Source organism: Izhakiella capsodis (assembly GCF_900115045.1).
In the GTDB taxonomy this organism is placed as follows: Bacteria; Pseudomonadota; Gammaproteobacteria; order Enterobacterales; family Enterobacteriaceae; genus Izhakiella; species Izhakiella capsodis.
In genome coordinates this window covers 15,113-26,128 of sequence record NZ_FOVC01000017.1, presented here as the reverse complement: position 1 = coordinate 26,128, position 11,016 = coordinate 15,113, and the positions used below count along the sequence as shown (strand labels likewise).

Below are 11,016 nucleotides of genomic sequence, written 5' to 3'. Positions count from 1 at the left end.
CAAACTCTTCAATTTAAAAGCGTCTGATGCTCAAAGAATTAAACTCTTCATCCGTTAAAACGGATGATTACGTAATGAATTTACGTGTTCACTCTTCAAGACTTGATACATCAAATAGTTTTGCGATATCAATCCTGCGAGTGCCCACACAGATTGTCTGATAAATTGTTAAAGAGCAGTGCGACGCGGCGCTGAGCCTGCTGTCGCGAGGTGGCGTATATTACGCTTCACCGCTGAAGAGTCAAGGTTTTTTTCCTTCCCTCTCACAAGAAAATGAATCACTTCATTACCTTGCTGACCCGACCGCGTTACCGCTTTACCGTGTCAGTGGTGGCGCATTATAGGCGGCCAAGTGAATTACACAAGCCCTTTTTAAAATTTTTATTACTTGTCGTTTTGCCCGGTAGGCCGGATTTAGCCATCGACCTAAAACACAAAACAGTACTCTGTGCTTATATCTGTTGATCCAAACATACATTTTACGTCAGTCTTTGATCTTCAGGATAATGGAGAAAGATATGATGTCATTAGCATTGCGCACATTGAATGGAAAGCTTCCAACGACAGGCCAACGGGTAATGGTCGACGCGAGTAGCGTAATCATCGGCGACGTAACCATAGCGGACGATGTTGGCATCTGGCCTTTGGTAGCAATCCGTGGGGATGTTAATTGCATAACTATCGGCGCCCGTACGAACATCCAGGACGGCTGCGTTTTGCATGTTACCCATAAATCAGACAATAATCCGCAGGGCAATCCCTTAGTGATCGGCGAGAACGTTACTGTCGGCCATAAGGTAATGTTACACGGCTGTACCATTAAAGATCGGGTATTAATTGGAATGGGATCAATTGTTCTGGATGGCGCAGTTATTGAAGAAGATGTAATGATAGGTGCTGGAAGTCTGGTTCCGCCGGGTAAACGACTAGTAAGTGGTTTTCTTTATCTCGGTAGCCCAGTGCATCAGGCCAGAGCATTAACAGACCAAGAAATAAAGGGATTACACTACTCGGCTGATAATTACGTAAAATGGAAAGATGAATATCTATCCCAGAAAAGCCACACCTAGTCTTGATCGCCCTCAGAACCTTCATAATTGCATCGCTGGCTTCATCTTCTAACTCCCAGCGATGCTTCTAAAAAGTTGCAAGAGATGAAATATCATTGCTGTATAGCGCAGACAAGACGCTGTTAAGATCGCGCAAACTATCTGAAAACTATCCACCAATGCGATTAGGCAAATGACTTGCCGATAAGCGACACACCATGCCCGCTCCGGAAACTGTATCGACTGGTTCACTCAGATAGCTCGCATTTCAGTCTGGTTATTATTGGCGTTATCTCTGGCATTATTCCATGCCAGAGATAAAAGGAATGAGCGGCCTGCCCCACCAGCATTCCTAACCCATCAGCGACATGTTGAGCACCCCTCTGCTGACACCAGATAAGGTAAGGCGTAGCACTCTGGCTATAAAACATGTCGTAGCAGTGGGTTTCATCTCTAATAATTGAAGCTGGAATTGCCGGGATACCCCCCTCTAAGCCGCTGGATGTTGCATTAATGATTAGATCAAAATGCAGCCCAGATAGTTTGCTTAAAGCACGATACTGAATATTGCCATATTGATTAAACAGCTGAACCAGCTCTTCGGCTCGCGCCAGCGTCCGGTTAGTGATAACAATATCTACATCATACTGTAGCAAAGGCAAGATGACTCCACGTGCAGCGCCTCCTGCTCCAATCAAAAGAACTTTGAATCCTGGCTGGATCATGGCCAGGCGTTTGAGGTCAGTCAGCAGTCCAATCCCATCTGTATTATCACCAAGTAATGTCCTATCATGCCTGCGCTTTAAGGTATTTACCGCCCCAGCTAAAGAAGCTCGTTCAGTCAGCTGATTAGCCAGTCGGCAAGCTTCCAGTTTAAAGGGCGTCGTCACATTGGCTCCCTGACCACCCGCATTAAAAAAGGCTTCAATGGCCGTTGCGAAGCCATCCTGTGCAGCCAGAATTCGACTATAAGGGTGCACAATTCCCGTCTGCAGAGAAAACAGCTGATGAATACGGGGGGAGCGACTGTGTTTAATTGGATTACCAAAAACCGCATAGGTTTGTTTTGACATGTTCACTTATCCCGGTCTTATCTGATTACCCGTCAGTGCATCACGAATTTCGGAAGGGTTGATTCGCCCACCAGTCTGACCAATCAGCACCGGAAATTTGCTACCAAACTGATTATAAACCTCGTTTTCATTGCGGCAAGGCTCCCGACCACTGAGGTTAGCGCTAGTTGAAACCAATGGCTTTCCAAGTTCACTGCAAAGTTTTTTAACCAGTGGATGGTTGGTCACACGCACCGCCAGGGAGTCAAAACGTCCCGTTAACCAGCGAGGCGTCTGTGGGCAGGCAGGTAATATCCATGTAACAGGCCCAGGCCAACTCGCAAACATGCGTTCTTTTTGCAGGACAGACAACTCCCTCAGTGCCACGTATGGCTCCAGCTGGGAGAAAGAATCAGCAATCAGAATTAATCCCTTTTCCGGCAGCCGATGCTTTAACGCCAGAAGTTTCATCACAGCGGTTTCACTTTCAGGATTACAACCTAATCCAAAAACGGCTTCCGTTGGATAGGCAATAACTTTGTTTTCACGCAGCGCATCGAGGCATAGCTTAAAATTATCGTTTTTTACTTCAAGGTTCACAGGCATTTCCTGTATCGACGGGCTTTCCACAGGCCTTACTGGCGCAAAATCGCTTCACTCCGCGCTTATTTTTCTTCTCGATGAATAATGGAAACTGGCAATGCGCGCACTGACCTTCTATCGGGGTATAGTTGACGGCATACTGACACTCAGGAAAGCGGTCGCAGGCATGAAAGGCTTTGCCGTAGCGTGAACGACGCTGCACTAATTTACCCTGTTTGCACTGAGGACAACCAATTGAAGTTTCGTCAGGAGGATCAATTGTCTCGGTATGCTCACACTGCGGATAATTGTGACAACCAATGAACATACCATAATGTCCTTGCCGCAATACAAGTTCGCCCAGGCATAGTGGGCAACGTTGTGCTTCAAGCACTTTAATAATATGGCCATCCGCCTGCTGTTTCAGTGGCCGAATATAGTTACACTGAGGGTAGTCAGAACATCCCAAGAAAGCGCCATGTTTTCCTGAACGTATGATCGTCTCTGCCCCACACTGAGGGCAGAGCTCATTTTTTGGTGCACTGAACAGCATTGTTTTACTCATAATTCATTGCACAAATAGCATAGTCTCAGTGCATCATTCCTTCATCAACGTCGAAAAGAAGCTCTTCCATCTGCTGATAAGCGTTTTCACATCCTGGGCTGTTAAACAGCACCATCAACACAACCCACTTGAGATCTTCCAGATCAAACTCAAGGGTATCCAGCGCCATCACGCGTTCAATGACCATTTCCCTCGTATCCATATTCAACACCTGGATCTGCTCCAGGAATAGAATAAAACCACGGCATTCGGCACCAAGGCGCTGACTCTCAGCTTCAGTGTAAATCCGCATTGACAGCGGATCGGATGCCAGTTGAATTGGTGTGGCAAGACCGTCCTGGTAATCTGCCAACTTCTCTAACCAGCTCAACGCATTATAGATATCTTCACGATGAAAACCCGCATCGGTCAAGTCATCAGTCAGCTTATCCTGATCCACTCGCATTTCGACTTCGTTGTGGATATATGTTTCAAATAAGTACATGAGTACGTCGAACATGGCTTGCCCTCCTCAATCGGACATAGCCGCCGGGTACAGCTGCGATCCATCCTGCTAACTCCAACTCAAGCAGCTTAGCTACGATGACTGGCACAGGTTGGCCGGCGCGTTCAGCGACAACGTCAACAGGTGTAACCTCATCTCCTACGTTAGCCAACACGTCAGCAAATGGCAATGGCACCGTGGTATCATATGATGAAAATAGTGACTTTTCTGGAATACCTGGCAGCCAGTGTAAATTACCATTGAGCTGTTCAAGAATATTATTAGGATGTGTCACCAGTAGCGCACCTTGCTGGATCAATTCATGCGCACCCGCGCTTGTCGGATTTCCCAATGCACCTGGCAAGGCAAAAACGTCTCGATTTTGCTCAAGGGCATGCCGTGCGGTAATTAGAGAGCCGCTGCGAGAGGCGGCCTCCACGACCAGGACACCAAGGCTCAGGCCACTGATGATCCGATTACGTCGAGGGAAATGCCAGCCGACTGGAGGCGCATCTAAGGTACATTCCGAAACCAGTGCGCCCCCTTGATCAATGATTGCTTCGGCAAGAGGACGATGGGATTTCGGATGGCAACGCAGTAATCCGCTGCCTAATACCGCAATGGTTTTGCCTCCCACATCCAACGCGCCGGTATGAACGATGCCATCAATTCCCAATGCCAGCCCGCTGGTCAATGTTAACCCACTCAGTGCTAACGCCTGAGAAAATAGTGTGCCCCACTGCTTGCCGTATACCGATGATTGCCTGCTGCCAACCACAGCAAGCTGCGGAGAATGGAGCACATCAATAGACCCTTGTACAAATAACATCGATGGCGGCGTAGCAATTTGCGCCAGTAAAGGGGGGTACTTCGGTGCGCCCCATGTGATTAAATGACTATTCGATTGCGCCAGCCAATCCAGCGTCGTAGCTATCTCCCGCTCTTCTGAAAGCCAGAAAAGTCGCTGCTGGTCGTCACTGAGACCCACATCATCCATGTCGGCTTTCTGTAAGCTGGAGTTATCACCCAGCCGTTGAACAATACTAAGCCGCCGTTGAGGCGTTAAACCGGTGACATTTTGCAGTCGCAGCCAGATAATGGTTTTGGTTTCAGTCATTGCCCTGTCCCAGGTAATTGAGGCGCTTCCATGCTGGTCTGAATGCTGTCAATCAGACGCTGAAATGTCTACAATAAACAAAATATATTCTTCCCCTTAGAACACAGCTCTGGAAAATTATGTCCATTTTGCAGGTTTTACACTATCCGGACGATCGGCTACGTACCATTGCGGAGCCGGTTAAAACAGTTGATACCAACATTCAACGTATCGTTGATGATATGTTCGAGACTATGTATAGCGAAGAAGGCATTGGCCTCGCCGCTACACAGGTCGATATTCATCAACGGATCATCGTTATAGACGTTTCGGAAAATCGGGATAGCCGTCTGGTTTTGATCAATCCAGAGTTACTGGAGAAAGGCGGTGAAACTGGCATAGAAGAAGGCTGCCTTTCTATTCCCGGCTATCGAGCCCTTGTACCTCGCGCAGAAAACGTAAAAGTACGGGCGCTCGATCGCGACGGCAATACGTTCGAAATAGAAGCGGATGGCCTACTGGCTATTTGTATTCAGCATGAAATGGATCATCTGCTGGGCAAGCTTTTTATTGACTATCTTTCTCCGCTTAAACGTCAACGCGTACGTCAAAAGCTGGAGAAGCTTCAGCGCCAGAGCACACGGGCTTAATCATCGACAGTCGAGTAAAAAACCAACGTGTCTGAACCATTAAATATTATCTTTGCCGGTACACCTGATTTCGCCGCCCGTCATCTCGCTGCATTGCTGGGTTCAGCTCACAATGTCGTAGGCGTATTTACTCAGCCCGACAGACCAGCAGGCCGGGGCAAACAGTTAATGGCCAGTCCGGTAAAAAAGCTGGCGGAAGCTGAAAATATTCCTGTATTTCAGCCAAAATCACTTCTTCAGAAAGAAAGTCAGCTATTGGTATCTGGACTGCGGGCAGATCTCATGATCGTCGTAGCCTACGGTTTGATCCTGCCCCAGGCGGTACTTGATATGCCCAGGCTAGGCTGCATAAATGTTCATGGTTCACTGCTGCCGCGTTGGCGCGGCGCAGCACCGATCCAACGCGCGCTTTGGGCTGGTGACGCAACAACCGGCATTACCATTATGCTAATGGATGCCGGTCTGGACACTGGAGATATGCTCTACAAACTCAGTTGCCCGATCGAAGACAACGATACCAGTGCGACCCTCTATAACAAATTGGCCACCCTCGGACCACAAGGCTTAATGAAAAGCATTGGGCAGCTCGCCACAGGTAGTTTTATGCCGGAAAAGCAAAATGACAGTCTGGCAAATTATGCGGAAAAGCTGACCAAAGAAGAGGCCCGCCTTAACTGGTCTTTACCGGCAATTCAACTTGAACGTTGCATTCGGGCATTTAATCCGTGGCCGGTAAGTTATCTTATGGTTGATGACATATCGATTAAAGTATTGCAAGCATCGGTGTTGCCCAGCGTTGCCAACAGCCAGCCAGGCGATATCCTGCAGGCAGACAAAAATGGAATTCGGATCGCCACCTCCGATGGCATTCTCAATCTTGAGATATTGCAACCGCAAGGCAAGAAGGCGATGCCGGCTCGGGATCTGCTTAATTCACGTCGGGAATGGTTTTTACCCGGTAACAAACTAGCCTGATAAACAAACCCGGTAAATGCCGGGTTTATAACTTATAAGTCGTTATGAAAAAACAAAACAATGTGCGAAGCCTTGCTGCCGTGGCGCTTGAGCGCGTGGTAGAGAAGGGTGAATCACTCAGCACCATACTGCCCGTTATGCAAAAGCCTCTGAATGATAAAGACGGTGCATTGTTGCAGGAATTATGTTTTGGCGTTTTGCGCATGCTACCCCGTCTTGAAGCACTTACTGGTCAATTGATGGAGCGAACTCTAAAAGGAAAACTTCGTCCTCTGCATTTCTTAATCATGGTTGGACTGTATCAGCTGATCGCAATGCGGGTTCCTCCCCACGCAGCCCTGGCTGAGACGGTTGAAGGTGCCGCAGCATTGAATCGTAACCAGATGAAAGGGTTAATCAATGGTGTTCTTCGACAATTTCAACGTCGTCAGTCAGAATTGATGTCACTGGTCGATGATGCCACAGTAAATTATCTTCATCCTGGCTGGCTACTGAGCCGCCTGCAACTCGCCTGGCCCGATAACTGGCACGAAATAGTGGTTGCTAATAATCAACGTCCGCCGATGTGGGTGCGCATAAACCGTCAGTTTCACTCACGCAATGCCTGGCTGGCACTGCTGAGAGAAAGAGGTAATGATGCCTTCCCCCATCCTGATGAACCCGATGCTTTGCGCCTGGCCACGCCTTGCGCCGTCAGCCAACTACCTGGTTTTAGCCTAGGCTGGGTTACCGTGCAGGACGTTTCAGCGCAAGGCTGTGTCCGCCTGCTTCAACCGCATGAGGGCGAGGTAATCCTCGATCTTTGCGCCGCGCCCGGAGGAAAAACGACTCATATTCTTGAGGTTGCACCAACAGCCAATGTACTGTCGGTAGACGCAGATGCTCAAAGGCTGGTGAGAATAACTGAAAATCTGGCGCGTCTCGGCATGCAAGCTCAGGTTATCCAGGGGGATGGGCGTAAACCCTCTGCATGGTGTGGCGAAAAACAGTTCGACCGCATTCTGATAGACGCCCCCTGCTCCGCAACCGGCGTTATTCGAAGGCATCCGGACATAAAATGGTTGCGCCGCGATCGTGATATTGGCGATCTGGCCGCTTTACAATTAACAATCCTCGATGCTATTTGGCCACATTTGAAAAAAGGTGGCACGCTAGTTTATGCAACCTGCTCCGTATTGCCGGAAGAGAATCATCAGCAAATTACGGCTTTTCTATCCCGACATCATGATGCTCAATTAACTGATACAGGAACCCCCATGCAGCCAGGGTTGCAAATATTTCCCACGCCCGATGGCGGTGATGGTTTTTTCTATGCCAAATTGATAAAAATTGCTAATCCAGAATAACCGGCAGGTTGATGTGCTATGAAAATAATCATTTTAGGTGCAGGCCAGGTTGGCGGAACCCTGGCAGAGAACCTCGTTGGTGAAAATAATGATATTACTGTCGTGGACACGAATCCTCTGCGGCTGCGGCAATTACAGGATAAATTCGATTTACGCGTGGTAGTTGGTCCCGGTTCACATCCGCGTACGCTGCGTGAAGCCGGCGCGGGTGACGCAGATATGCTGGTTGCGGTAACTAATTCTGACGAGACTAATATGGTTGCCTGTCAGATCGCTTATACGCTTTTTAACACCCCCAATCGAATTGCTCGTATTCGCGCACCAGATTATATCCACGATGCAAATAAATTATTCATACCCGAAGCCATTCCGATCGATCATCTGATATCGCCAGAACAATTAGTCATCGATAATATTTATCGTTTAATTGAATATCCCGGCGCTCTGCAGGTAGTGAATTTTGCAGAAGGTAAAGTTAGCCTTGCTGTAGTGAAAGCCTACTATGGTGGTCCTCTTGTGGGCAACGCGCTCTCGGTAATGCGCGATCATATGCCTCATATTGATACACGAGTTGTCGCTATTTTTCGTCACGATCGTCCTATCCGCCCTCAAGGATCCACGATTGTTGAAGCGGGTGATGAAATATTTTTTATCGCCGCCAGCCAGCATATTCGTGCGGTAATGAGTGAATATCAGCGTCTGGAAAAACCATATAAACGCATTATGATTGTCGGCGGCGGTAATATCGGGTTCGGTCTGGCAAAAAGGCTGGAAAAGCAATACAGCGTTAAACTTATCGAACGCGATCAACAGCGTGCCAACGATCTTGCCGAACAGTTGCAGGATACTGTTGTATTTTACGGTGATGCATCAGATCAGGAACTGTTGATCGAAGAACACATTGATCAGGTCGATCTGTTTATTGCCATTACCAATGATGACGAAGCTAACATTATGTCTGCAATGTTGGCGAAACGCATGGGCGCGAAGAAAGTGATGGTGTTAATTCAACGCCGTGCCTATGTCGATTTAGTCCAGGGCAGCGTCATTGATATCGCAATCTCACCTCAGCAAGCCACCATATCAGCCCTATTAAGCCATGTGCGCAAGGCAGACATTGTCGGCGTCTCCTCTTTACGTAGAGGCGTTGCTGAAGCAATTGAAGCTATTGCACATGGAGATGAATCAACCTCACGCGTGGTAGGCAGGTTAATCGATGAGATCAAACTGCCGCCGGGAACAATTATTGGTGCAGTCGTTCGAGGAGATGATGTCATGATCGCTAACGACAACCTGCGTATCGAACAGGGTGACCACGTCATAATGTTCCTGACGGATAAGAAGTTTGTGTCGGATGTTGAACGCTTGTTCCAGCCAAGTCCATTTTTCCTGTAACTGTGATGACATGCATAACTCACCGGTATTGCTACTTTATTAGCAATCAATGTGGCAAAAGCACGACCCTTTGTTAGACTTTAAGACTGGCATAGGACAGGAGATAACAATGAGTATTTTTAAAGAGTTTCGAGATTTTGCTATGCGTGGCAACGTGGTTGACCTCGCCGTAGGTGTCATCATCGGCGCCGCATTCGGAAAAATTGTCTCGTCACTGGTAGCAAACATCATTATGCCCCCACTGGGATTATTAATCGGTGGGGTGGACTTTAAGCAGTTCAGTTGGGTATTACGGCCGGCTCAAGGCAATGTCCCTGCCGTTGTAATGGAATATGGTGTTTTCCTGCAGACAATTTTCGACTTTGTCATCATTGCTTTCGCGATTTTTATCGCTATCAAATTGATGAACAAACTTTATCAGAAAAAAGAAGTTGAAAAAGCTGTAGCCCAACCCAGTGCTGAAGAAGTACTGCTTACCGATATTCGTGATCTGCTAAAGCAACAGAACAACAAAGTCTGATTAGAGCAGTGAGAATCGGCTTTAACAATTGATGAATTAATAAAATAACGACTAACTCCCGGGAGCTTACATCTGCCAGTGACCGGGACTGGTTATTGTATTATCCATGAAATGGACCGCGCTTAACGGCCAGATCTCTTCCCTTGACCTGCAGCTGACGCAGTAGTGGTATGAATGATGGCGATTAAGCAAGAGGGCATTGGTAAATGCTCATTTTACCAATGCTCTCCCAATTCATACTCCTGCAATTTTTCTCTTTACTGCGGTAGCTGGGTTTACCTCTGAGATTGACTTCAACTCGCTGACGAAAAAGAGGAACCTGTAAAAGCGCCTTCAGCGCATTATTACGAATCTTTCCTCTTTTATACCGAAAATCAGCCATAAATTTCTCCGGATCTCGGGCGTCCAGCCAGTATGGCTCACGCATAATAAACTAAGTAGATGCGATAATATTTTGCATAGCTCCATGCTCCAACGCTTCAAGAATCGAACATGAAACACTGCTATGCGCAGTGCCGCAACACAGGTCATGAAGATGCTGCAACGAGTCCTGCATTTTTTGCAGCTCGCTAATCATATTTTGAACTTCCGCCAATCGAAACTGAACAATGGCTTTTGATTCACGGCAGGTATGACGTTCAGGATCAACTCTAATCGACAGTAACTCTTTGATCGCTTCGAGGGTAAAACCAAGCTGGCGACCGTAGCGAATAAATTTAAGCCGCAGCAAATCGTTATCGCTATAAAGCCGGAACCCACCCTCCGTACGAACCTCGTGATCCATCATACCCTGCTTTTCATAAAATCGAACGGTATCCGGGGTGACGTCAGCCAGCCTAGCCAGTTGTCCAATGCGATACATAATGTCTCCTTTTCGGCGAAATGCCCACGTATAACCTGCCCGTAATCACCATGCAGAAAAGCCATATTCATCCCGGCATGCTGCAGCCGTAGCTCCAGCAGACGCAGATGTTTCAGTGAACTTTCATAGCTATCCTTCGACGGATCTAACGTACGCAGCAATGTGTCTAACTTAACTGCATCTTTGCGCATTTACAGTTCCGGTGGGAGAAATCCCGCATTCTTCAACATACAGTAGACCAGACGCAGCGCTTCCGGAACCAGGCTGTCATCATTAAGCTTAAGAGGCAAACCTTCGCCGGGGAAATTATCGAATACGCCTTTTGCTGTGCATCACTGATCTGTTGCTCAACAAACCGATCGATAAATCACATGATGGCTGCTCCATTTAGAAACGTATAATGCAATATTATTTTTAACAGAGAAAAAATAACAGACAGA

General features: G+C 47.5%; 15 protein-coding genes. 6 read left to right on the top strand and 9 right to left on the bottom strand.

Annotated features, from left to right (window positions below):
• Positions 1-521 precede the first annotated feature (521 nt).
• Positions 522-1,070: a gamma carbonic anhydrase family protein gene (locus BM191_RS15930; RefSeq protein WP_092880077.1), complete on the top strand. Its 549-nt coding sequence runs from the start codon at positions 522-524 to the stop codon at positions 1,068-1,070.
• Between the two features lie 227 nt (positions 1,071-1,297).
• On the opposite strand, the gene aroE is transcribed toward BM191_RS15930, so the two are convergent.
• Genes aroE through dprA form a run of 5 tightly spaced genes read right to left on the bottom strand, consistent with a single transcriptional unit; the run spans position 1,298 to position 4,849 of the window.
• Positions 1,298-2,122 (bottom strand): shikimate dehydrogenase, encoded by an 825-nt coding sequence (gene aroE / locus BM191_RS15925; protein WP_092880071.1) that lies wholly within the window; start codon positions 2,120-2,122, stop codon positions 1,298-1,300.
• A 6-nt stretch (positions 2,123-2,128) separates the two neighbouring features.
• Positions 2,129-2,707 (bottom strand): L-threonylcarbamoyladenylate synthase type 1 TsaC, encoded by a 579-nt coding sequence (tsaC, locus tag BM191_RS15920; RefSeq protein ID WP_092880068.1) that lies wholly within the window; start codon positions 2,705-2,707, stop codon positions 2,129-2,131.
• Positions 2,691-3,248 carry a DNA topoisomerase family protein gene (locus BM191_RS15915; RefSeq protein ID WP_092880065.1) on the bottom strand — a complete coding sequence of 186 codons (558 nt, stop codon included), beginning with the start codon at positions 3,246-3,248 and terminating at the stop codon, positions 2,691-2,693. Before BM191_RS15915 ends, tsaC begins: the two co-directional genes overlap by 17 nt.
• Before the next feature lie 25 nt (positions 3,249-3,273).
• Positions 3,274-3,747, bottom strand: coding sequence for a DUF494 family protein Smg (gene smg, locus BM191_RS15910; protein WP_092880062.1), 474 nt, complete (start codon positions 3,745-3,747; stop codon positions 3,274-3,276).
• Positions 3,719-4,849, bottom strand: coding sequence for a DNA-protecting protein DprA (dprA, locus tag BM191_RS15905; RefSeq protein WP_092880059.1), 1,131 nt, complete (start codon positions 4,847-4,849; stop codon positions 3,719-3,721). The genes smg and dprA overlap by 29 nt, the downstream gene beginning before the upstream one ends.
• Before the next feature lie 119 nt (positions 4,850-4,968).
• Between dprA and def the strand changes: the two genes are divergently transcribed.
• The 5 genes from def to mscL all read left to right on the top strand — a co-directional run bounded on the left by def (position 4,969) and on the right by mscL (position 9,714).
• Positions 4,969-5,478 (top strand): peptide deformylase, encoded by a 510-nt coding sequence (def, locus tag BM191_RS15900; protein ID WP_092880056.1) that lies wholly within the window; start codon positions 4,969-4,971, stop codon positions 5,476-5,478.
• Positions 5,479-5,505: 27 nt separating this feature from the next.
• Entirely contained in the window at positions 5,506-6,453 is a 948-nt protein-coding gene (fmt, locus tag BM191_RS15895) for a methionyl-tRNA formyltransferase (RefSeq protein ID WP_092880053.1), read from the top strand.
• Between the two features lie 44 nt (positions 6,454-6,497).
• Positions 6,498-7,799 (top strand): 16S rRNA (cytosine(967)-C(5))-methyltransferase RsmB, encoded by a 1,302-nt coding sequence (gene rsmB / locus BM191_RS15890; RefSeq protein WP_092880050.1) that lies wholly within the window; start codon positions 6,498-6,500, stop codon positions 7,797-7,799.
• Positions 7,800-7,817: 18 nt separating this feature from the next.
• Entirely contained in the window at positions 7,818-9,194 is a 1,377-nt protein-coding gene (trkA, locus tag BM191_RS15885) for a Trk system potassium transporter TrkA (RefSeq protein WP_092880047.1), read from the top strand.
• 109 nt (positions 9,195-9,303) lie between these two features.
• The gene (mscL, locus tag BM191_RS15880; protein ID WP_092880044.1) at positions 9,304-9,714 is read left to right on the top strand and encodes a large-conductance mechanosensitive channel protein MscL; all 411 of its coding nucleotides are present in this window, start codon (positions 9,304-9,306) and stop codon (positions 9,712-9,714) included.
• 184 nt (positions 9,715-9,898) lie between these two features.
• Here mscL and BM191_RS15875 read toward each other — a convergent pair whose 3' ends face one another.
• The 4 genes from BM191_RS15875 to BM191_RS17615 are packed head-to-tail and all read right to left on the bottom strand — an operon-like array spanning position 9,899 to position 10,866.
• On the bottom strand, positions 9,899-10,096 hold the full coding sequence (locus tag BM191_RS15875; RefSeq protein ID WP_092880041.1) for an alternative ribosome-rescue factor A: 198 nt from the start codon (positions 10,094-10,096) through the stop codon (positions 9,899-9,901).
• Positions 10,097-10,147: 51 nt separating this feature from the next.
• The gene (zntR, locus tag BM191_RS15870; protein WP_092880038.1) at positions 10,148-10,576 is read right to left on the bottom strand and encodes a Zn(2+)-responsive transcriptional regulator; all 429 of its coding nucleotides are present in this window, start codon (positions 10,574-10,576) and stop codon (positions 10,148-10,150) included.
• Entirely contained in the window at positions 10,498-10,767 is a 270-nt protein-coding gene (locus BM191_RS17620) for a DnaJ family domain-containing protein (RefSeq protein ID WP_407927892.1), read from the bottom strand. The genes zntR and BM191_RS17620 overlap by 79 nt, the downstream gene beginning before the upstream one ends.
• On the bottom strand, positions 10,768-10,866 hold the full coding sequence (locus BM191_RS17615) for a DnaJ family domain-containing protein (protein ID WP_407927891.1): 99 nt from the start codon (positions 10,864-10,866) through the stop codon (positions 10,768-10,770).
• Positions 10,867-11,016 lie beyond the last annotated feature (150 nt).

What these genes read in the sequence shown, in the direction of transcription:
- tsaC (WP_092880068.1), bottom strand. Translation starts at nt 2,707, where the DNA reads ATGCCTGTGAACCTTGAAGTAAAAAACGATAATTTTAAGCTATGCCTC.
- BM191_RS15875 (WP_092880041.1), bottom strand. Translation starts at nt 10,096, where the DNA reads ATGGCTGATTTTCGGTATAAAAGAGGAAAGATTCGTAATAATGCGCTG.
- BM191_RS17620 (WP_407927892.1), bottom strand. Translation starts at nt 10,767, where the DNA reads ATGCGCAAAGATGCAGTTAAGTTAGACACATTGCTGCGTACGTTAGAT.
- rsmB (WP_092880050.1), top strand. Translation starts at nt 6,498, where the DNA reads ATGAAAAAACAAAACAATGTGCGAAGCCTTGCTGCCGTGGCGCTTGAG.
- aroE (WP_092880071.1), bottom strand. Translation starts at nt 2,122, where the DNA reads ATGTCAAAACAAACCTATGCGGTTTTTGGTAATCCAATTAAACACAGT.
- trkA (WP_092880047.1), top strand. Translation starts at nt 7,818, where the DNA reads ATGAAAATAATCATTTTAGGTGCAGGCCAGGTTGGCGGAACCCTGGCA.
- def (WP_092880056.1), top strand. Translation starts at nt 4,969, where the DNA reads ATGTCCATTTTGCAGGTTTTACACTATCCGGACGATCGGCTACGTACC.
- smg (WP_092880062.1), bottom strand. Translation starts at nt 3,747, where the DNA reads ATGTTCGACGTACTCATGTACTTATTTGAAACATATATCCACAACGAA.
- BM191_RS15915 (WP_092880065.1), bottom strand. Translation starts at nt 3,248, where the DNA reads ATGAGTAAAACAATGCTGTTCAGTGCACCAAAAAATGAGCTCTGCCCT.
- zntR (WP_092880038.1), bottom strand. Translation starts at nt 10,576, where the DNA reads ATGTATCGCATTGGACAACTGGCTAGGCTGGCTGACGTCACCCCGGAT.
- dprA (WP_092880059.1), bottom strand. Translation starts at nt 4,849, where the DNA reads ATGACTGAAACCAAAACCATTATCTGGCTGCGACTGCAAAATGTCACC.
- BM191_RS15930 (WP_092880077.1), top strand. Translation starts at nt 522, where the DNA reads ATGTCATTAGCATTGCGCACATTGAATGGAAAGCTTCCAACGACAGGC.
- mscL (WP_092880044.1), top strand. Translation starts at nt 9,304, where the DNA reads ATGAGTATTTTTAAAGAGTTTCGAGATTTTGCTATGCGTGGCAACGTG.